This window comes from Mesorhizobium hawassense (genome assembly GCF_003289945.1).
Taxonomy (GTDB): domain Bacteria; phylum Pseudomonadota; class Alphaproteobacteria; order Rhizobiales; family Rhizobiaceae; genus Mesorhizobium; species Mesorhizobium hawassense.
This window is the reverse complement of sequence record NZ_QMBP01000002.1, coordinates 272,557-290,806: the sequence shown is the minus strand read 5'-3', so window position 1 is coordinate 290,806 and position 18,250 is coordinate 272,557. Positions and strand designations below refer to the sequence as shown.

The following is an 18,250-nucleotide window of genomic DNA, read 5'->3' as shown; positions in this document are numbered from 1 at the left end:
AGCGATCCCTGCAGGCCGCGCAACCAATGGGCGCCGAAGCGCGCACCTGGTGACGCGCAAGTGCGCGCACCTGAGAGGATTAGGCAAGAGCATGAGAGCTTCGGGCGCGCAAAGCGGGCCGGCTCACGTCATCTCTGGGGCACCAAACAGGAGACCTGGAAATGACGACGCAGAAGAACGCGCTGGTAACCGGCGCCAATAAGGGTGTCGGCCTCGAGACCGCCCGGCGGCTGGCGGCGGTAGGCTTCAAAGTCTGGCTTGGAGCTCGCGACGCCGAGCGCGGCGAGGCCGCGGCGCAAGCCCTGCGCGGCGAAGGACTCGACGTCGAGTGGCTCGAGCTCGACGTCGCCAGCGACGACAGCGTTGCGGCCGCGGCCAAAGCGGTGGCAGCACGGGCGCCCGGCCTGGATGCGCTGGTCAACAATGCCGGCATCGCTCCCGGCTATGTCGACGCGCTTGGCCCGGACGGCCGCTATGAGCGACCGCCGAGCCGGGAAGATGTCGCGGATATGAAAGCCACTTATGACGTCAACGTCTTCGGGCCGGTGCGGGTCACCCAAGCGTTCCTACCGCTGCTGCTGGCATCGCCCGCCGCCCGCATCGTCATGGTAAGCAGCTATCTCGGATCGCTGGCCCGGGCGTCCGGCAACAGCCAGTCGCCCAACGTGATGGGCTATGGCAGCTCGAAGACGGCGCTCAACGCCATAACGCTGGCCTTCGCCCGGGAACTCGCGCCGCGCGGCATCATGGTCAACGCGGCCGCTCCCGGCTACACCGCGACGGACCTCAACGCGCATAGAGGCGGCCGCACGGTGCAGCAGGCGGCCGGAATCATCGTGCGGTTGGCGACGCTGGAGGCCGGCTGGCCCACGGGCGGCTACTTCGATGAGAACGGCCCGCTGCCCTGGTGAAATCAGCTCAAGCTATTTGGCGAGCTTGCTCGCCTCACGCGCCAGCGCTTCGATCTCGTCCCACTTGCCGGCCTTGATGAGATCGTCCGGGGCCACCCAGGAGCCGCCGACGCAGATGACATTGGGCAGGCTCAAATAGTCGGCGGCGTTCTTGGCGGTAATGCCGCCGGTCGGGCAGAATTTCACGTCGGCGAGCGGCGAGGCGAAGGCCTTCAGCGACGCAATGCCGCCGGACTGCTCGGCCGGGAAGAATTTCAGGAAGCGCAGGCCGGCCTCGCGGGCAGTCATGATCTCGCCGGGTGTGATGGCGCCGGGCAGCAGCGGCACCGGGCTGTCCTTGGCTGCGTCGAGAAGCTGGCTGGTGATGCCGGGACTGACGATGAACTTCGAGCCGGCGCGGGCTGCTTCGTCGAACTGCCTGGCATCGAGAATGGTGCCGGCGCCGACGATCGCTTCCTCGACCTCGGCGGCCACGCGGCGGATCGCCTTCAGCGCATCGGCGGTGCGCAGCGTGATCTCGATGGCCCGCAAGCCGCCACGCGACAAAGCGCGGGCGAGCGGCACGGCATCCGCGACATTGGCGATCTTGAGCACCGGGATAACCGGCTGACCGTTGAGAAGCGACAGGAGCTTTTCGGTCTTGCTGGTCATGGGTAGGTCTCCATTTCGATCGTTTTAAACCGATTAGCAGAAGGGATACGCCAAGTCTACGAACACAGACGTGTCGTGATGCCGCGCGCCGGCCACTGGCTCACTCTGCCTTGAAACGGCTTTCAGCACGGTCGAGAGCAGTTCACCGTTTCATGGAAACGGCAAACCGCTCTCTCTTTTTGCCTTACGCAATTCCGGGCGGAAAACCGCTTCGCACTTTTCCTGGAATTGCTCTATGGCATGGCCATGACAACGACGACACAAAATCCCGTCAGTGTCGCCGCGCTCTACAAGTTCGCGCGGCTCGACGGATACGAGGCCCTGCGCGCGCCGCTCGCCGCCTTCTGCTGCGGGCGCGGCATCAAGGGCACGCTGCTACTGGCGCATGAAGGCATCAACGGCACCGTTGCCGGCAGCGAGGAAGCGATCGCCGGGCTGATCGATCATCTCCAGGCCATCGAAGGCCTTGCCGGGCTGGAAGTCAAATACAGCGGCGCCGCCGAGATGCCGTTCCACCGCATGAAGGTGCGGTTGAAGCGCGAGATCGTCACCATGGGCGTCGAGGACATCGATCCGGCGACCAGCGCCGGCACCTATGTCGCGCCGGCCGACTGGAACGCACTGATCTCGGATGCCAACACCGTCGTCATCGACACGCGCAACGCCTATGAAGTCTCACTCGGCACTTTCAAAGGTGCGGTCGATCCCAAGACCACCAGCTTCCGTGAGTTCCCGGCGTGGGTCGAACAGCATCGTGAGGACCTCGAAGGCCGCAAGGTGGCGATGTTCTGCACGGGCGGCATTCGCTGCGAGAAGGCGACGGCCTATGTGAAGTCGCTCGGCCTCAACAACGTCTTCCATCTCAAGGGCGGCATCCTGAAATATCTGGAGGACGTGCCGGTCGAGGACAGCCTGTGGCAAGGCGAATGTTTCGTGTTCGACGAGCGGGTGTCCGTCTCGCATGGTCTGGCCGAGGGCGAAGCCGAGCTCTGCCGCGCGTGCCGGCACCCGCTGACCGTCGAGGACCGGCTGTCGCCGAAATTCACTGCCGGCGTCTCATGCCCGCATTGTTTTGAAACGCGCTCCGACGAGGATCGCGAGCGCTATGCCGAACGCCATCGCCAGGTGGAACTGGCGCAGGCGCGCGGCGGCAAGCGCCACTTAGGCAGTTAGAAAGCAACCGAGTAGCGGTCGATCGCCCACAGCCATGTTCCGTCGCTCTGACGACGGGCGACCTCGCTGGTTATGCTGCCGTCGGGAAGCCTCGTCGACGTCAGCGCTAGGTCGCCGTTGACGAGGGCAGGGCGCTGCTCGCCACGCTGGAACTTTCGTCCCGCGGCGATACCCTGTTCGAACAGCGCGCGGATGGCGTGCCGGCCGCGAACCGGTTCGTCATCGCCGCTGTCGACGACGGCGTCGGGCTCGAACAGCGCCAGCATGCCCTCGATGTCGCCGGCCCATTGCCGGTCGATCAGTAAGCGCTCGAGATCCTGCGGATCGCGTGCCGGCTCGCGGTTTTCTGCATTCGCCATCCAATAGCTCCCTTCAGAAATCGCACGATCCTAGCCGAAGCGTTCCGCCGTTTCGACACATGGAGGAAGCCGTTCGCTGCCTTCGTCGGGTGGGCGAAATGTCCACCGTCATTGTAATGTCAGGGCGCGGAGCCTACCTCTTGCCGGTCCGAAACCCTGCCCGGGCGCGTTCGGCCGGGCCAATTCTGGAGGCATTGATGCTCGACCCCAAGAAGCTGCTCGACGACCTTCTCGGCTCGCAAATCCCTGGGACCGGCTCGACTGTCCGCGACAAGGCGGGGCAGGCGGTGCAGATGGCGAAGGACAATCCGCTCGCCGCCGGCGCGCTGGCTGCCGTGCTGCTCGGCACAGGCACCGGACGGCAGGTCACGGGCGCCGCGGTCAAGCTCGGCGGTCTGGCTGCCATTGGTGGCCTCGCCTACAAGGCCTATCAGAATTACAAGGCCGGAAAGGAACCGGCCCAGGCGCCGCCTGCCAGCGAGCCTGAATTGCTGCCGCCGCCGGCGGACACCGCCTTCCATCCCTCGCAGGCGCCGCAAGGCGAGGCCGAGTTCACGCTGACGCTGGTCAGGGCGATGATCTCGGCGGCGAAGGCCGACGGCCATGTCGACGACGAGGAACGCAAGAAGATCGCCGACAAGCTGAAGCTCGCCGGCATCGGCGCGGAGGCGGAGAAATTCCTGATGGCCGAGCTTGAAAGTCCGCTCGATCTCGACACGCTGGTTGCCGGCGCCAAGACCGACGCGCAGAAGCTCGAGCTCTACACCGCCTCGCGGCTTACCATCGATCCCGACACGCGCGCCGAGCGCGGCTATCTCGACCTGCTGGCCGGTCGGCTCGGCCTGCCGGACGCGCTGGTCGATCATGTCGAGGCGACGGTTTCGGCGGCAAAAGTGCCGGCCGGGAGCGCGCCCAGTTCGCCTTGGTGACTCGGCCTTGGTAAACGCCATCGGGCGAGCCCTTGCCGGTCGTTAATCTCTCGTTAACTCAGCAAGCGCATCATTCTAATCAGTCGGACCGGCTTATCCTCCTCCCAAGCGCGGTTCAGATCGGGGCGGTCGCCAATGGCCGCCCTTTTTGTTGGCCCGCGCTTTATTGCCAACAGTTGCTTGCCATGATCTCCGGCATTTGCGATGCCACGTCTTTCCATCCATGACCGGAAGGACAGCGATGACAGCCATAGCAGAGAAGACCGCCATCGTTACCGGCGCCGGCACCGGCATCGGCAAGAGCGTCGCCACGGCGCTGCTCCAGGCCGGCTGGAACACCGTGTTCTGCGGCCGCCGCAAGACAGTCCTGGAAGAGGCGATCGCCGAGGCGGGGAAGACGCAGGCCAAGGCGCTGGCCGTCGCCTGCGACATCAGCAAGGCCGCCGAGGTCGACGACATGTTCGAGACCGTGCTCGAGGCGTTCGGCCGCGTCGACCTGCTCTTCAACAATGCCGGCATGGGTTACAAGTCGACGCCGATCGACGAGATACCGGTCGAGGTCTGGAACGATGTCGTCGGCGTCAATCTCACCGGATCGTTCCTGTGCGCCCGCGCCGCCTTCGGCGCCATGCGCCGGCAAAAGCCGATGGGCGGCCGCATCATCAACAACGGCTCGGTATCGGCCTATGCGCCGCGGCCGGGCTCTGTGCCCTACACGGCTACCAAGCACGCGATCACCGGACTCACCAAGACGCTGGCGCTCGACGGCCGGCCCTTCGACATCGCCTGCGGTCAGATCGACATCGGCAACGCGCTGACCGAGATGGCGCAGCCGATGACGGTGGGCGTGCCGCAGGCCAATGGCTCGATCGCCGCCGAAGCGGTGATGGACGTGCAGCGCGTCGCCGACGCGGTGCTGCACATGGCGAGCCTGCCGCTCGACGCCAACGTGCTGTTCATGACCGTGATGGCGACGAAGATGCCTTTCGTGGGGCGCGGGTGAGTCGCCGGGCTACTTCTTCAGGAACGCCTCGATCCGCTCCAGCGCGCGTAAAATGTTCTCCTCGGAATTGGCGTAGGAAAGCCGGATATAGCCTTCGCCGAGCACGCCGAAATCGGGGCCGCCGATGAGCGCGACGCCGGCATCCTCCAACAGCGCCGAGGCAAGCTTTTTCGCCTTCCAGCCGGTCTTCGACACGTTGGGGAAGGCGTAGAAGGCGCCCTTCGGCGTGATGCAGGAAATGCCTGGGAGCGCGTTCAGCCCTTCGACCACGATCTTGCGGCGGTTGTCGAAGGCCCGCATCATCTTGTCGACATCGTCTTGCGGGCCGTCGATCGCCGCGATGCCGGCATACTGGCTCGGCGCGTTGACGCAGGACCAGCAGTTCACCGCCAGCTTGCGCACCTTGTCGTAGAGATGGGCGCCCTTGTCGCCGTTCGGCCAGATCGACCAGCCCATGCGCCAGCCGGTCATTGCCCAGGTCTTCGACCAGCCGTTGAGCACGATCAGCCGGTCGCGGATCTCTGGGAAGTTCAGCAGCGAATAGTGAGTCTCGCCGTCATAGGTCATGACGTCGTAGATCTCGTCGGACATGATCGCGACCTGCGGATGCTGCTCCAGCCCCTTGACCAGCTTCTCGATCTCCGCGCGCGGCGTGACGCCGCCGGTCGGATTGGCAGGCGAGTTGAGGATCAGCAGCCTCGTCTTCGGCGTGATCAGCGCCAGCGTCTCGTCGGCCGAGAAGGCAAAGCCGTTCTCTTCTCGGATCGGCACCGGGATAGGCGTTGCGCCGGTGAACTCGATCATCGAGCGATAGATCGGAAAGCCGGGATCGGGATAAAGGATCTCGGTGCCTGCCTCGCCGAACATCAGGATCGCGGCAAACATCGTCGGCTTGCCGCCGGGCAGGATCATGACGTTTTCGGGCGACACCTCGACGCCAGTGGTGGTCAGCGTGCGGCGCACCACCGCCTCGCGGGTGGCCAAAAGCCCATTGGCCGGCGTGTAGCCATGATGGCCATCGCGGAGCGCCTTGATCGCCGCCTCGACGATGTGCTGCGGCGTCCTGAAATCGGGCTGGCCGATGCCGAGATTGACGATATCGCGACCCTGATGGGCAAGCGCGGTGGCCCTGGCCAGCACCGCAAAGGCATTTTCCTCGCCGAGACGGTCGAAGGCCGCGATCGTGTGGAGCATTTTTCCCGTCCCTGTGGTTCTTTCTGTGAGCGAGCGTTTTTGTGAGCGTCCGCCAGGAAATGTCAAACGGATTGGAGTTCCCCGTGTCAGAAAATTCAGGGGTGCCGGAAAAAATTGGGGTATCGGAAAATCTCAAGGAATGGCGGCCGCGCCCGCGCCCAGACCGCAAGGCGTTCGAAGGCCGCTATGTGCGCCTCGAGCCGTTCAGCGCGGCAAAGCACGGCGATGGCCTCTACGAAACCTCGTCCGTCGCCGACATCGATGGGCGCTTCGCCTGGCTGCCGGACTATCCGCCGAAAAGCCGCGCCGACTTCCAGCCATGGCTCGACAAGGCCGAGGCGCTCGAGGACCCGCTGTTCTTCACCGTCATCGACAAGGCAAGCGGCAAGGTCGCCGGACGACAGACGCTGATGCGCATCGATACCAATAACGGCGTCATCGAGATCGGCAACATCTATTGGGGACCGTTGATCTCGCGCAAGCCGGGGGCGACCGAAGCGCAGTTCCTGTTCATGAAATACGTCTTCGACGAGCTCGGCTATCGCCGCTACGAATGGAAGTGCAACAACCGCAACGAGCCGTCGAAGCGCGCCGCCGAGCGGTTCGGCTTCAAGTTCGAGGGCATCTTCCGCCAGCATTTCGTGGTCAAGGGTGAAAACCGCGATACGGCGTGGTATTCGGTCATCGACAAGGAGTGGCCGGCGCTCCGAAAAGCCTATGAGGCCTGGCTCGATCCGGCGAATTTCGATGGCGAAGGCGGTCAGAAGCGGCGACTTGAGGATTTCCGCGCCGAGTTCGGCGCGTAGATCATGATCGTGAGAACCGGCAAGCCGGTTTTCGGGATCATGATCGGCAGACAGGAGTTTGGCGATGGCGCATGATCATGGTTCGCACGATCACGGCTCGGCCGGTCATAGCCACAGCCATGGTCCCGGCCATGTGCATGGCTCGACCGACAAGAAGCGAGTGCTGATCGCGACCTGCCTGACCGCCGGCTTCATGGTCGCCGAGGCGCTGGGCGGCTGGCTGACCGGATCGCTGGCGCTGGTCGCCGATGCCGGGCACATGCTTGCCGACGCCATCGCGCTCGGCCTTGCCTGGTATGCCTTCCATCTCGCCGGGCGCCCGGCCACCGGCCGCCTCACCTATGGGTTCGCGCGGGTGAAGACGCTGGTCGCCTACACCAACGGCATCGCCATTTTCGTCATCGCGCTCTGGATCGTCTACGAGGCCTGGGGGCGGTTGATGAACCCCGCGCCGGTGCTGGGCGGGCCGATGCTGGTGGTGGCGGTGGCGGGCCTGCTGGTCAACATCGCTTCCTTCTTCGTGCTGCATGGCGGCGACCGCGAGAGCCTCAACATGCGCGGCGCCATCCTGCATGTGCTGGGCGACCTGCTGGGCTCCGCCGCGGCAATCGTCGCCGCGATCATCATCATCGCCACGGGCTGGACGCCGATCGATCCGATCCTGTCGGTGCTGGTGTCGCTGCTCATCCTGTCGACGGCATGGTCGCTGATGCGCGAGGCCGCCCATGTGCTGCTCGAAGGCGTGCCGGCAAGCCTCGACCGCGACCTGATCGCCAAGGACCTGGAAGGCGCGGTCAAAGGCGTGCGCGAGGTGCACCATATGCATGTCTGGTCGCTCGACGGCACCTCCAACATGGCGACGCTGCATGCCTGCCTGAATGATGGCGTCGACGCCCATGCGGCGGTCAGCGCCATCAAGAAGCGGCTTGCGGTCAAGCACGGCATCGATCATGCCACGGTCGAGCCCGAGTTCGGCCAGTGCGCCGACAGCCATGACGAGCACGACCATCATCACGATCACGACCACATGCATGACGCGCCTGCCGACCGCCGGCACTATCACTGACCGCGCCGTGATGACGAAGCCGAACAGCCTCGAAGCGAGGAATGCCCGCTGATGGATCGTGATACCCGCAACGCGGCCATCGCCGCGGCCGTGATACTGCTCGTGTTCGGTCTCGCCGCCTATTTTCTGCCGGCCATCATGCTGGCCGTTGGCAAGGTCTCGACGGTGCTGGCGGCGATCATCGCCGTGATCTTCGTGCTCGGATTGTTCGTCGTCCTGTGGCTGCGCGGACGCAGCCAACGCAAGAAAGGTCTCTGAAGATGAGAATACTGATCACGGGCGCGGCCGGCATGGTCGGCCGTAAGCTTATCGCGCGGCTGGCCAAGGATGGCGCCCTGCGCGGGCGCAAAATCACGGCGCTCGACCTGCACGATATCGTGGCGCCGCAGGGGCCGGCGCTCGTGGGCGTCGATGTCTCGATCCACACCGGCGATCTCTCCGAACCCGGCGCCACCGCTGCCCTGGTGGCTTTCCGCCCGGACGTGATCTTCCATCTGGCCGGCATCGTCTCGGGCGAGGCGGAGGCCAATTTCGATCTCGGCTACCGGGTCAATCTCGATGGCACGCGCGCGCTTTTCGATGCCGTGCGGCTGGCGGCGTTTGCGCCGCGCCTCGTCTTCACCTCGTCGATCGCCGTGTTCGGCGCGCCGTTTCCGGACGTCATCCCGGACGAATTCCATCCGACGCCGCTGACCTCCTACGGCACGCAGAAGCAGATGAGCGAAGCGCTCCTCGCCGACTACTCACGGCGCGGCTTCTTCGACGGCATCGGCATCCGGCTGCCGACGATCTGCGTTCGCCCCGGCAAGCCCAACAAGGCGGCGTCGGGCTTCTTTTCCGGCATCATCCGCGAGCCGCTCAGCGGCCGGGAGGCGATCCTGCCGGTGCCGCGCTCGGTGCTGCACACGCATGCCAGCCCGCGCTCGGCGGTCAATTTTCTCGTTCATGCGGCGGAAATCGACGGCGACAAGGTCGGCCCGCGCCGCAACCTTACAATGCCTGGCGTTGCCGTCACCGTCGGCGAGCAGATCGAGGCGCTGGAACGCATTGCCGGCGCCGCGGTCGCGAAGCGCATCCGCGAGCAACCCGACGAGACGATCTGGGCGATCGTCAAGGGCTGGCCGACGCGCTTCGAGGCGCGGCGGGCGAGGGAACTCGGTTTTGCCGCTGAAAGCAGCTTTGACGAAATCATCCGCGCGCATATCGAGGATGAGCTCGGCGGGAAAATTTCCTGACAGGTTTGGTTGGCCTCAGATGCCGCCTGACAGGCTGGCCGACAGCAGCAGCAGTCCAACCAGGAAGATGAAGGCGGCGCCGCCGATCTCGACGATGGAATGGATGCGGTTGCCGATGCGGCCGTCGCCGGCGAAATAGACCGCCAGGTCCTTGGCAAGCACGGCGATCGTCGCCAGCGCCGAGACGGTGATCGCGGTGCCGATCGACATGGCCAGCACCGACAGCAGTCCGCCCAGCCACAGCCCGTTGAGCAGCGCGAAGCTCAGCACGATCAGCGCGCCGGAGCAGGGGCGGATGCCGACGGCGGCGACCGCCGACCAGGCGGTGCGCCAGTCGAAGCGATCGCCCGATAGCATCGCCGGGTCCGGCGCATGCGAATGGCCGCAGGTCTCGCAGACTTCGCCGGGGCCATGGTCGTGGGGGGCATGACCGTGGTCGTGCGCGGCGTGATGATGGTGGCCATGCGCGCCATGGCCGCGTGCGTGCGAATGGTCGTGATCTTCGTGCACGTGCAGGGCATGGGAATGCGCGGCGTGCTCATGAGCGTGGGAATGGCCGGCATGGGAACGCGCGTGGGCATGCGAGTGCGCGTGAGCGTGCCCGCCATGCGAATGGCCGGCATGGGCGGCCGAGAGGCTGTAGGCTGGCGCCCTGCCGAACAGGCGCAGGATCGACGGTCCGAGCTTGCGCCACAAAAGCCAGGCGCCGAACAACGTCACCAGCACGTAGCTCGAGATTTCCAGGAACCAGGCCGCGTCGGTCATCGAGATGGCGGTGCCGCGCAGCACGAAATAGGCAAGCATCATGACGACCACCGCCGTCAGGCCCTGCAGCAGCGCCGAGACGAAGGAGAGCATGATGCCGCGCCTGAGCGCCACTTCATTGGCGACCATGTACGACGAGATCACCGCCTTGCCGTGGCCGGGGCCGGCCGCGTGGAAGATGCCATAGGCGAAAGACAGCGCGATCAGGAGCCAGAGCTTGCTGCCGTCCTGGCGCATCGCCTTCATCGCGGCGGCCAGCGAATGGTAGAACTCCTGCTGGCGCAGATTGATCCACATCAGGATATGGGCGAACGGGCCTGTGGTGGTCGGCGCCATGCCGTCATTGGTGCCGATGCCGAGCGAGCTTTGCGCGTGCGCGACGACAGGCAGATGGGTGATCACCAGGGTGGCGGCCAACAGGCCGAGCGCCAGGCGGATATTCGCGGGACGCCCCACGAATATCCGCCTGGATTCCCTTGTTCGTCGCAGGTTCCGATCGCAAAACCGCGGGACACTCTTGCGGAACCTGCTTGCGCGCAGCGACGGTTTCATCACCAAATCATCCTTCCGGAGAGCAGGTCAACTCGAGCTTGGTGGCGAAGATCTTGCTCATGTCTGTGCCTGTCGGATCGTTGAAGAACGCGTCCGTCAGGGTCTTCTGGTTTTCCTTGATCGCCTCGTCCGGATCGGGACGGATGACCTTCCTGGTGCAGGTCGAGGGTAGGCCCTCGACGGTGAGGTTGGCGTCGTCGGTGAAGTCGATCGCCGTATAAAAGGTCGGATCGTAGACGCCGATGTCGATCTTGCCGGTCAGCTTGATCGGCGTCTTGGGCTGCGACTCGAACAGGATGATCAGCTGGTCGTTGTCGAAGTTCGCCATCAGATGCGGCGGCGGCACCATGGGCACGTCCTTGCCGTCCTGGGTGACGAGCTGGAAATAGTTGAACTCGGCCAGCGAGGAATGGACGGTGTCGGCCACTTCCTTGAGCTCTTTGTCGTCAAGTTTCAGATCGGAGTTCTTGTCGAACTCCATCATCACTGTACTCGAAAACAGGTCGTCGAAGCGCCAAAGGTGGCGCAGCGCCGTCACACTTTGGTGATCCTGGCTGAGGATGACGTCGAGGCGGGCCTCGGCGAAGACATGCGGGTGCACTTCGGCCTGCTCGACCGAGGCCAATGTGGCCGCAAGGGCCGAGGCCAGCATGGTTGCTTGCCGTTTCAGATGCATTCCGGGCCGCGATTCCATTGACTTCGGGAGCGAGCCCGAGGGTTGACAGAAAGCAGGCGAAATTGGGACACGCGCCTCAGTTTGGTTTTGATGCATGCCGTTGCATAAGGTCCGCGCGACATGCTCAGACGGTGTCGCGCGTCTTGAACCACTGCACCAGGAAGTCGACGAAGACACGCACCTTGGCCGGCAGGTAGCGGCGGTGTGGGTAGACGGCGAAGATGCCGGTGCCCGACAGGATGCGATCGTCGAGCGCGGTGACCAGCTTGCCCGACGCGACGTCGGGCGCGGCGATGAAATCCGGCAACATGGCAAAGCCAAGACCCGAGAGCGCGGCGGCTCTTGCCACGATCGGGCTGTTGACCTCGATCGGACCTGAAACGGCGACGCTCATCGAGTCCTCGCCCTCGCCCTTGAAGCGCCAGTTGGCCAGCGAACGGCCGTTGGTGTCGACGATGCAGGGCATGTTCGCGAGATCCTGCGGCCGCGTCGGCGCGCCATGCTTGGCGATCAGATCGGGCGATGCGCAAAGCCTGACCGAGAACGGCGCCAGCCGCCTGGCGATCAGCGAGGAGTTCTCCAGCCGCGAGATGCGCACGGCAAGGTCGAAACCTTCCTCGACCAAGTCGACGAAGCGGTCGTCGAGATGGATGTCGAGCACGATGTCGGGGTGCTGCCTGGTGAAGTCGATCAGCGACTGGCCGATCGGCGCGTCGGCGAAGGTGCGGGCGGCCGACAGCTTGATCCGGCCGCGAACGTCGCCGGAGGACTGGCGCACGGCCTCGGCGAGGTTGTCGACCTCGCGCACGATTTCAGACGCCCGCTGATAATAGGTGTGGCCGGCTTCAGTCAGCGAGAACTGTCGCGTCGTGCGGTTCAAAAGCAGCGCGCCGAGCTCGTCCTCCAGTTCGCGCACATATTTCGACAGCAGCGCCTTGGACCGGCCGATCTTGCGCGCCGCGGCCGAAAAGCCCTCGGCCTCGACCACGTCGATGAAGGCGCGCATGCGGGTCAATGTGTCCATGGTCAGACCTTTCGTGCCGCGTCGAGAATCTTGCGGCCGAGCCGTATCAGGGCAACGTCGCTGCCGGAAGGCCCCAGCAGCGACAGGCCGAAGGGAGCGCCGTCGACGGAGCCGATTGGCAAGGTGATCTGCGGAAAGCCCGAGAGGCCGGAGAGGCATAAGAGATGCAACGCTCTTTCGCGGTAGGCCTGGAACTGCTCCGGCGTGCCGGCGGCGAGCGGCGCCGCGCCGGGAACCGTGGGCAGCATCAGGAAGCCGTTGTTGCCGAGCAACGCCCCGAGCTCGGCCCGGAACGCCAGGCGGCGCGCGGCTTCGGTTGCGGCGGTCTTGGCATCGATGGTGCGGCCGAAACCGAAACGCTCGTCGACGCCCGGGCTGAGACGCCCGCCGGCCGAGATCCAGGCACCGTGCTCGCGCCAGGCCTCGAAGGCCTGCAAGCGGCGAAAGCACCAGTAGAGCTCGTCCGGGAACGAGGCGAAGGTGTATTCGGTCTCCGCCGGCTGGCCGATGACCGAAGCGGCCAGCGCCTTCATGCGCGCATATTGCGTGGCTTCCGCCGGACCCATGACGAAAGCGTCCAGCCAGCGGATCGACAGCGGCCGGCTGAGCGGGTGCTGGTGCGGATGGCGGCCGAGCAAAAGCTTGCCGACCGCCTCGTAGGTCTCGATGTCGTCGGCGAACCAGCCGAAGGTGTCGAAGCTCGAAGCCAGTTTCATCGCGCCGTCGAGCGGGATACGGCCATGCGTGGTGCGCAGCCCGATCAGGCCGCAGAAGCTCGCCGGCGCGCGGATCGAACCGCCGGTGTCGGAGCCGGTGGCGATGTTCGCCAGGCCGCCGGCGACGGCGGCCGCCGAGCCAGAGGAGGAGCCGCCGGTGACGCGCTCGGGCGCGGCGGGATTGACCGGGTACGGGTAGTGCGCGTTCTGGCCGAAGAGCGAGAAGGCCAACTCGTCGGTCTGGGTCTTGCCGACGAATCGCGCGCCGGCATCGAGGATCGTCTGCACCGCTTCCGCCGTGCGCGAGGCGGCATGCGCCTCCTCGAACCTTTGCGGGTTGCCGCAGCCGGTGCGATAGCCGGCGACGTCATAGATATCCTTGACGGCCAGGCGCAGGCCGGCGAGCGGGCCTAATTGCGCATTGGCCACAGGCATTTGGCGCAGATCGAGGAAGGCGTTGAGCGGCCCTTGAGTTCCTGGCATCGTTCGATTTCCGGATACGGTCCGACAAACATTGTTCGATGCCAGAAATTTTACAACCTGAGCTTACGATTTTTATTGATTGTGAAACCCTTCGCTCCTATATCGCGCTTGCCCAAAGTCGCACGTGCCTGTGGGTGTCCGCCGATCCTCGAATGGTGAGGGCCATCGGTAAGGTAACTGGAGCCAACCACTCCAGTCGGTCAGTGGCCAACCACAAGATCGAGGACACCTTGAAGCAACGACGGTGCGGGCCTTTCTGGTTCTCTTCCGGTTGTCCAAAGACCGGGGTTACTAAAGAGGCACACCTTCATTGCCGGCAGTGCGGACGGGTCTCCCATCCAAGCCAAGGCAGACAAAGCGAACCGAGGCCGGGCAAGGCCAAGGTTCACCGCCGCGAGACGGCGATTCATGGTTCCGGGGTCTCCACCGGCTGGTTCCATGGATTTTCCGTCCCGCCTTTGTCCACCGCGTGTTCGCGAGGCCGACAGCCCGCGTCCCGCAGCCTTATTGCGCGCCGAAAGGCGTTATGGAGAGACCCCGATGGCCACCCAGCGCATCCTTGACTTCCTCGCCACCCGACGTCCGAACGGCCCCTGCCTCGTCGTCGACCTCGATGTCGTGCGCGACAATTTCCGCGCCTTCGAGAAGGCGTTGCCCGATTCCAAGATCTACTATGCGGTGAAAGCAAACCCGGCGCCGGAAATCCTGCGCCTGCTTGCTGCGATGGGCTCGTCCTTCGACACCGCATCGGTTGCCGAGGTCGAGATGGCGATGGATGCCGGCGCGCCGGCCGATCGCATTTCCTTCGGCAACACCATCAAGAAGGAGCGTGACATCGCACGCGCCTACCAGCTCGGTATCCGCCTGTTCGCGGTCGACTGCGTCGAGGAAGTCGAGAAGATCGCCCGCGTCGCTCCCGGCGCGCGCGTGTTCTGCCGCGTGCTCACCGACGGCGAAGGCGCCGAGTGGCCGCTGTCGCGTAAGTTCGGCTGCGTGCCGGCGATGGCCGTCGACGTGCTGCGCCATGCCAAGGGCCTCGGCCTCGAGGCCTATGGCGTGTCGTTCCATGTCGGCTCGCAGCAGACCGATCTCACGGCCTGGGACCGCGCGCTGGGCGATGCCAAGAAGGTGTTCGCGACGCTCGCCGACGAAGGCATCGTCTTGAAGATGGTCAACATGGGCGGCGGTTTCCCGACCCGTTACCTGAAGGACGTGCCGGTGGCCCAGGCCTATGGCCAGGCGATCTTCTCGGCGCTTCGCAAGCATTTCGGCAACGCGCTGCCCGAGACGATCATCGAGCCGGGCCGCGGCATGGTCGGCAATGCCGGCGTCATCAAGTCCGAAGTCGTGCTGATCTCGAAGAAGGCCGACAACGACAATGTGCGCTGGGTGTTCCTCGACATCGGCAAGTTCGGCGGCCTCGCCGAGACCATGGACGAGGCGATCCGCTATCCGATCGTCACGCGCCATGACGGCTCGGAAACCGCGCCTTGCGTGCTTGCCGGTCCGACCTGCGATTCGGCCGACGTGATGTACGAAAAGACGCCTTATCCGCTGCCTTTGTCGCTGACCATCGGCGACGAGGTGCTGATCGAAGGCACCGGAGCCTACACGACCACCTATTCGGCGGTCGCTTTCAACGGCTTCGAGCCTCTCCGATCCTACGTGATCTGAGCAGTTCGCAAGAAACCGCTCAGATCAACCCGGGTGGGTGCCGTCATCCGCCCGGCTCGCTTGTGGAACAGATCTCCGCTCGTGAAGGATCGCGGATATGGAATACCTGATCAAATCGGCCATTGCGGCCACCGAAATTGCCCCCTCGTCCGGACCGTCGGCTGAGCTTTTCTCCGCGGGGGAGAAGAGCCCGACTGCGGCGTTCCTTGGCGCATTTTCTTACAGCGAACCGGTTTCCACTTCGCCTGAAAATGCTTTCGCGCCCTCCCTGGCCCATCGGGCACAGGCTGGCTCACGCGGCGCGCCGGACGAGGGGGCCGCCCAGGCGCCGGCCTTCGTCATCGTTGGCGAAGGCGCCGGCGACACCGTGGCGCGCGAAAAGCTGCTCGACCGGGCCATGGGTCCGAACCGCAGGAAGAAGTCGTCCGAAAAGCTGCGGCGCGGCCGCCGGCCTTCGGAAGGTCTGGCCTTCGTCGTCCGCGACGCGTCGGGCGCAGTCGTCGGCACGGTGCGGCTTTGGGATGTGAGGCTGGGTGAGGGCGGTCCGGCGCTCCTGCTCGGCCCGCTCGCCGTCGAGCCGGGACTGAAGAGCGGCGGCATCGGCTCGGCGCTGATGCGGCATGCGGTTGCCGAAGCCGCTCGGCTCGGTCACTGCGCGGTCCTGCTCGTCGGCGATGCGCCCTATTACGGCCGGTTCGGCTTTTCGGCCGACCGCACCGGAACGCTTGCCATGCCTGGTCCCTATGAGCGGCACCGGCTTCTGGCGCTGGAGCTGAAGGACGGCGCGCTGGACGGCGCCAAAGGCACGATCAAGGCCGCCGGCCGCAAGATCAAGGGACAGGCGCTGGGCTTCGTCGCGTGACGGCTGTCGGCTCAACAAAAAAGACAACGCCGCCCGTCGGGCGGCGTTGTGTTTTTGCGAAGGATCAGCCGAGCAATTGGCTGAGCGCCATGGCGACCGTCATGTCGCCTTCGACCTTGAGCTTGCCGGCCATGAAGGCCATGGTCGGATTGAGGTCGCCGGCAATCAGCGAATCCAGATCGTCGAGCGAGAGCTTGATCGTGCAGTCGGCCGGCGCGTCGGTGGTCGAGACGGTCGCGCCGTCGATGACGATGACGCCGTCGCTGCCGGTGTCGAACTTGACCGAATGCTCGAAGCCCGCGCTTGCCACGCGCGACTTGATCTTGTCGGCAATCTCCTGAACGCCCATGGCGGTTCTCCTCATTGGTTGCGTTGACGCGCATCGGCTTGTTGGCCGCTGGGCGACGCGCCACGCAGCGCGCGGTCGCGTGTCACCGGCGCATATAGCTTCGAGTTGACGTTTACGTCAACGCGGTCACCATGCGTCAAGTCGCATCACGGGCAGGCTGGGTTCAGGCATCCGTGCCGAGCCTTGCCGGACAATCAGTGCTCCGGCGCGGCCTTGAACGCCTTGGTCATCGCCGCCGCGGTTTCGCCGGCACCCCTGCGGCGGCGGAGCGCGTTGTCGCGGATATCGTCCTTGGAGAGGAAGTTGACCTGGTCGATCAGCACCTCGTGCACCAGCTCGACGCCGATACGGGTGTTGATGGTGTCGCGGATCGACCTGCGAAAGGCGTCGAGATCGATCGATTCCTTCTTGGTGAAGTCGATCTGCGGATTGGAATAGAGATAGGAGTAGACCTGATCGGTCATCAGCGCTTGCGCCGGGATCGACAGCTTCTTTATCTCCGCCGGCTCCACCGTATAGACGAGCTTGGTGAGGAAATAACCGTCGATCCTGCCGTCGCGCAAGAGCGGCACCGAGATCATGTCGGTCTTGACGTAGTCGAGGCCGCCCAGCATCGGCTTCGGCGGCTCGGCCGCGCCGCGCTGGCTGGCCGCCTGGAAGGAATAGAAGACGGCGCCGAGCGTCACGGCGCAAATCCACAGCGCGGCGGCGATGAATTTTATCACCGGGTCTGACCTCGCGCCGTGATCATCTTCATCAGGCCCTGGCCATTCCGAACTCGCAGGCCGAATAGGTGCCGTCGGTATCGGCGCGCTGGATGGCGTTCCTCAGAAGCGTGGCGACCTCGTTGACGGCGTTGAGATGCGCAAGGATCGCCGCCTCGTTCTTCGCCAGCTTCTGGCGCAACCTGAGCAGGCCTTCGCGATGCTGCTCGAGGAATTCGATCTCGTTGGCGCCCTTGAGCGCCCGGTTCAGCTCGTAGAGATAGCGGCTCTTGCGCGCGTTCGAGGATTTCAGGTCATAGGCTGTTCCGCCGCGTATACCGGCGGTCTCCTCCTCCACGACTTCCTCGATGCGGCCGATGATGGCGGCGAGGTTGCCGGGTCGTGCGGCGGCGAGCGCTTCCACTACGTTGGTCCGCGCGGGAAGGTTGGAAAGGTCCGTGTCGTCGGCCATGTAGGTCCCTAGATCTTGATGTCCGTTTTTATGGTCGTTTCGTCGCCGGTCATCGACTGAGCGGCCTTGCGCTCGAACTCCTCGAGCATCGAGGTTGAGAGCCTGGTCTGCTGGTCGATCTCGGTCTTCTGAGGCCCGCCGGCAACGGGGCCGACCGGCACCTTGTGCTTGCCGTCGAGATAGTGGTCGGCCAGCATCGATCTGGCGATGCCGATGCCGCCATGCGCGGCCATGACGTCGGCCACCTTTTCGGCGAGCTGCGATTTCCACATGTCGCCGGCCAGGCCCTTGCCGTAGACGCCCTCGGTGTCCTTGGGCATCATGTTCTGGATGAAGGTCGTCAGCACCATCGCCTCGAAGCGCTGGAACTTCTTGGCCGGATTGGCGGCTTCCGCCTTATCGGCAGTGGCGCGCGAGAGCACGGAGCCGGCATCGACCGTGGCGGATGGATCGACCGAGAAAGCGCTAGGCGCACCACCCGCGCGCCGCAGGAGCGCCGCGCGGGCGGCCTCGACATCGGCCGGCTCCGCTGCGCGGGCGACGTCCATGACGATGTCGCTGGGTGGGGAAATGGCCAAGAAAGTCCGCCCTTTGCCGGTTTTGTTATCCGCACAATGACTGAACAAGCTTGTGGCAGGCTTGCGGG

The 18,250-nt window shown here is 64.9% G+C and carries 21 protein-coding genes; 10 read left to right on the top strand and 11 right to left on the bottom strand.

Translation table 11 applies throughout. The features are described 5' to 3' along the window. Positions 1–161 precede the first annotated feature (161 nt). Positions 162–911: an SDR family NAD(P)-dependent oxidoreductase gene (locus DPM33_RS05630; protein ID WP_112096416.1), complete on the top strand. Its 750-nt coding sequence runs from the start codon at positions 162–164 to the stop codon at positions 909–911. A 12-nt stretch (positions 912–923) separates the two neighbouring features. On the opposite strand, the gene DPM33_RS05625 is transcribed toward DPM33_RS05630, so the two are convergent. Continuing rightward, positions 924–1,562 carry a 2-dehydro-3-deoxy-phosphogluconate aldolase gene (locus DPM33_RS05625; RefSeq protein WP_112096414.1) on the bottom strand — a complete coding sequence of 213 codons (639 nt, stop codon included), beginning with the start codon at positions 1,560–1,562 and terminating at the stop codon, positions 924–926. Positions 1,563–1,808: 246 nt separating this feature from the next. Between DPM33_RS05625 and trhO the strand changes: the two genes are divergently transcribed. Further along, a complete protein-coding gene (gene trhO, locus DPM33_RS05620; protein WP_112096728.1) occupies positions 1,809–2,735 on the top strand; it encodes an oxygen-dependent tRNA uridine(34) hydroxylase TrhO in 927 nt (308 codons plus the stop codon). On the opposite strand, the gene DPM33_RS05615 is transcribed toward trhO, so the two are convergent. Further along, positions 2,732–3,094 carry a YybH family protein gene (locus DPM33_RS05615; RefSeq protein WP_112096412.1) on the bottom strand — a complete coding sequence of 121 codons (363 nt, stop codon included), beginning with the start codon at positions 3,092–3,094 and terminating at the stop codon, positions 2,732–2,734. The genes trhO and DPM33_RS05615 overlap by 4 nt on opposite strands. Before the next feature lie 197 nt (positions 3,095–3,291). Here DPM33_RS05615 and DPM33_RS05610 point away from each other — a divergent pair, with 197 nt between their 5' ends. Beyond that, entirely contained in the window at positions 3,292–4,023 is a 732-nt protein-coding gene (locus tag DPM33_RS05610; protein ID WP_112096410.1) for a tellurite resistance TerB family protein, read from the top strand. A gap of 241 nt (positions 4,024–4,264) precedes the next feature. Continuing rightward, positions 4,265–5,026 carry an SDR family oxidoreductase gene (locus DPM33_RS05605; RefSeq protein ID WP_112096408.1) on the top strand — a complete coding sequence of 254 codons (762 nt, stop codon included), beginning with the start codon at positions 4,265–4,267 and terminating at the stop codon, positions 5,024–5,026. Between the two features lie 9 nt (positions 5,027–5,035). On the opposite strand, the gene DPM33_RS05600 is transcribed toward DPM33_RS05605, so the two are convergent. Further along, positions 5,036–6,220: a pyridoxal phosphate-dependent aminotransferase gene (locus tag DPM33_RS05600; protein WP_112096406.1), complete on the bottom strand. Its 1,185-nt coding sequence runs from the start codon at positions 6,218–6,220 to the stop codon at positions 5,036–5,038. 83 nt (positions 6,221–6,303) lie between these two features. On the opposite strand from DPM33_RS05600, the gene DPM33_RS05595 reads away from it, so the two are divergent. The 4 genes from DPM33_RS05595 (at position 6,304) to denD (ending at position 9,327) form a co-directional block, all read left to right on the top strand. Next, complete coding sequence (locus tag DPM33_RS05595) at positions 6,304–7,026, top strand: GNAT family N-acetyltransferase (RefSeq protein ID WP_245442015.1); 723 nt, start codon at positions 6,304–6,306, stop codon at positions 7,024–7,026. 64 nt (positions 7,027–7,090) lie between these two features. Continuing rightward, on the top strand, positions 7,091–8,092 hold the full coding sequence (locus DPM33_RS05590; RefSeq protein ID WP_112096403.1) for a cation diffusion facilitator family transporter: 1,002 nt from the start codon (positions 7,091–7,093) through the stop codon (positions 8,090–8,092). 51 nt (positions 8,093–8,143) lie between these two features. Beyond that, positions 8,144–8,350 carry a hypothetical protein gene (locus DPM33_RS05585; RefSeq protein ID WP_112096401.1) on the top strand — a complete coding sequence of 69 codons (207 nt, stop codon included), beginning with the start codon at positions 8,144–8,146 and terminating at the stop codon, positions 8,348–8,350. Positions 8,351–8,352: 2 nt separating this feature from the next. Continuing rightward, on the top strand, positions 8,353–9,327 hold the full coding sequence (gene denD, locus DPM33_RS05580; protein WP_112096399.1) for a D-erythronate dehydrogenase: 975 nt from the start codon (positions 8,353–8,355) through the stop codon (positions 9,325–9,327). A gap of 15 nt (positions 9,328–9,342) precedes the next feature. Here the strand turns inward: denD and DPM33_RS05575 are convergent, their stop codons facing one another. From DPM33_RS05575 to DPM33_RS05560, 4 genes are all read right to left on the bottom strand, one after another. Next, the gene (locus DPM33_RS05575; protein ID WP_245442014.1) at positions 9,343–10,548 is read right to left on the bottom strand and encodes a nickel/cobalt transporter; all 1,206 of its coding nucleotides are present in this window, start codon (positions 10,546–10,548) and stop codon (positions 9,343–9,345) included. 103 nt (positions 10,549–10,651) lie between these two features. After that, on the bottom strand, positions 10,652–11,320 hold the full coding sequence (locus DPM33_RS05570; RefSeq protein WP_112096397.1) for a DUF1007 family protein: 669 nt from the start codon (positions 11,318–11,320) through the stop codon (positions 10,652–10,654). 124 nt (positions 11,321–11,444) lie between these two features. Then, on the bottom strand, positions 11,445–12,344 hold the full coding sequence (locus tag DPM33_RS05565; RefSeq protein WP_112096396.1) for a LysR family transcriptional regulator: 900 nt from the start codon (positions 12,342–12,344) through the stop codon (positions 11,445–11,447). Between the two features lie 2 nt (positions 12,345–12,346). Continuing rightward, positions 12,347–13,543, bottom strand: coding sequence for an amidase (locus DPM33_RS05560; RefSeq protein ID WP_112096394.1), 1,197 nt, complete (start codon positions 13,541–13,543; stop codon positions 12,347–12,349). Positions 13,544–14,083: 540 nt separating this feature from the next. On the opposite strand from DPM33_RS05560, the gene odc2 reads away from it, so the two are divergent. Both odc2 and DPM33_RS05550 read left to right on the top strand, forming a co-directional pair. Next, positions 14,084–15,217 (top strand): ornithine/lysine decarboxylase, encoded by a 1,134-nt coding sequence (gene odc2 / locus DPM33_RS05555; RefSeq protein ID WP_112096393.1) that lies wholly within the window; start codon positions 14,084–14,086, stop codon positions 15,215–15,217. A gap of 268 nt (positions 15,218–15,485) precedes the next feature. Continuing rightward, a complete protein-coding gene (locus DPM33_RS05550) occupies positions 15,486–16,079 on the top strand; it encodes a GNAT family N-acetyltransferase (RefSeq protein WP_112096726.1) in 594 nt (197 codons plus the stop codon). Between the two features lie 64 nt (positions 16,080–16,143). Here DPM33_RS05550 and DPM33_RS05545 read toward each other — a convergent pair whose 3' ends face one another. The 4 genes from DPM33_RS05545 to DPM33_RS36845 form a co-directional block, all read right to left on the bottom strand. Next, complete coding sequence (locus tag DPM33_RS05545; RefSeq protein WP_112096391.1) at positions 16,144–16,428, bottom strand: SCP2 sterol-binding domain-containing protein; 285 nt, start codon at positions 16,426–16,428, stop codon at positions 16,144–16,146. A 194-nt stretch (positions 16,429–16,622) separates the two neighbouring features. Continuing rightward, on the bottom strand, positions 16,623–17,153 hold the full coding sequence (locus DPM33_RS05540) for a hypothetical protein (protein ID WP_112096390.1): 531 nt from the start codon (positions 17,151–17,153) through the stop codon (positions 16,623–16,625). A gap of 31 nt (positions 17,154–17,184) precedes the next feature. Further along, entirely contained in the window at positions 17,185–17,604 is a 420-nt protein-coding gene (locus DPM33_RS05535; protein WP_112096388.1) for a hypothetical protein, read from the bottom strand. 8 nt (positions 17,605–17,612) lie between these two features. Then, on the bottom strand, positions 17,613–18,182 hold the full coding sequence (locus DPM33_RS36845; protein ID WP_245442013.1) for a rod-binding protein: 570 nt from the start codon (positions 18,180–18,182) through the stop codon (positions 17,613–17,615). Positions 18,183–18,250 lie beyond the last annotated feature (68 nt).

What these genes read in the sequence shown, in the direction of transcription:
- DPM33_RS05625 (WP_112096414.1), bottom strand. Translation starts at nt 1,562, where the DNA reads ATGACCAGCAAGACCGAAAAGCTCCTGTCGCTTCTCAACGGTCAGCCG.
- trhO (WP_112096728.1), top strand. Translation starts at nt 1,809, where the DNA reads ATGACAACGACGACACAAAATCCCGTCAGTGTCGCCGCGCTCTACAAG.
- DPM33_RS05610 (WP_112096410.1), top strand. Translation starts at nt 3,292, where the DNA reads ATGCTCGACCCCAAGAAGCTGCTCGACGACCTTCTCGGCTCGCAAATC.
- DPM33_RS05600 (WP_112096406.1), bottom strand. Translation starts at nt 6,220, where the DNA reads ATGCTCCACACGATCGCGGCCTTCGACCGTCTCGGCGAGGAAAATGCC.
- denD (WP_112096399.1), top strand. Translation starts at nt 8,353, where the DNA reads ATGAGAATACTGATCACGGGCGCGGCCGGCATGGTCGGCCGTAAGCTT.
- DPM33_RS05570 (WP_112096397.1), bottom strand. Translation starts at nt 11,320, where the DNA reads ATGCATCTGAAACGGCAAGCAACCATGCTGGCCTCGGCCCTTGCGGCC.
- DPM33_RS05615 (WP_112096412.1), bottom strand. Translation starts at nt 3,094, where the DNA reads ATGGCGAATGCAGAAAACCGCGAGCCGGCACGCGATCCGCAGGATCTC.
- DPM33_RS05560 (WP_112096394.1), bottom strand. Translation starts at nt 13,543, where the DNA reads ATGCCAGGAACTCAAGGGCCGCTCAACGCCTTCCTCGATCTGCGCCAA.
- odc2 (WP_112096393.1), top strand. Translation starts at nt 14,084, where the DNA reads ATGGCCACCCAGCGCATCCTTGACTTCCTCGCCACCCGACGTCCGAAC.
- DPM33_RS05545 (WP_112096391.1), bottom strand. Translation starts at nt 16,428, where the DNA reads ATGGGCGTTCAGGAGATTGCCGACAAGATCAAGTCGCGCGTGGCAAGC.
- DPM33_RS05585 (WP_112096401.1), top strand. Translation starts at nt 8,144, where the DNA reads ATGGATCGTGATACCCGCAACGCGGCCATCGCCGCGGCCGTGATACTG.
- DPM33_RS05565 (WP_112096396.1), bottom strand. Translation starts at nt 12,344, where the DNA reads ATGGACACATTGACCCGCATGCGCGCCTTCATCGACGTGGTCGAGGCC.
- DPM33_RS05605 (WP_112096408.1), top strand. Translation starts at nt 4,265, where the DNA reads ATGACAGCCATAGCAGAGAAGACCGCCATCGTTACCGGCGCCGGCACC.
- DPM33_RS05590 (WP_112096403.1), top strand. Translation starts at nt 7,091, where the DNA reads ATGGCGCATGATCATGGTTCGCACGATCACGGCTCGGCCGGTCATAGC.
- DPM33_RS05535 (WP_112096388.1), bottom strand. Translation starts at nt 17,604, where the DNA reads ATGGCCGACGACACGGACCTTTCCAACCTTCCCGCGCGGACCAACGTA.
- DPM33_RS05630 (WP_112096416.1), top strand. Translation starts at nt 162, where the DNA reads ATGACGACGCAGAAGAACGCGCTGGTAACCGGCGCCAATAAGGGTGTC.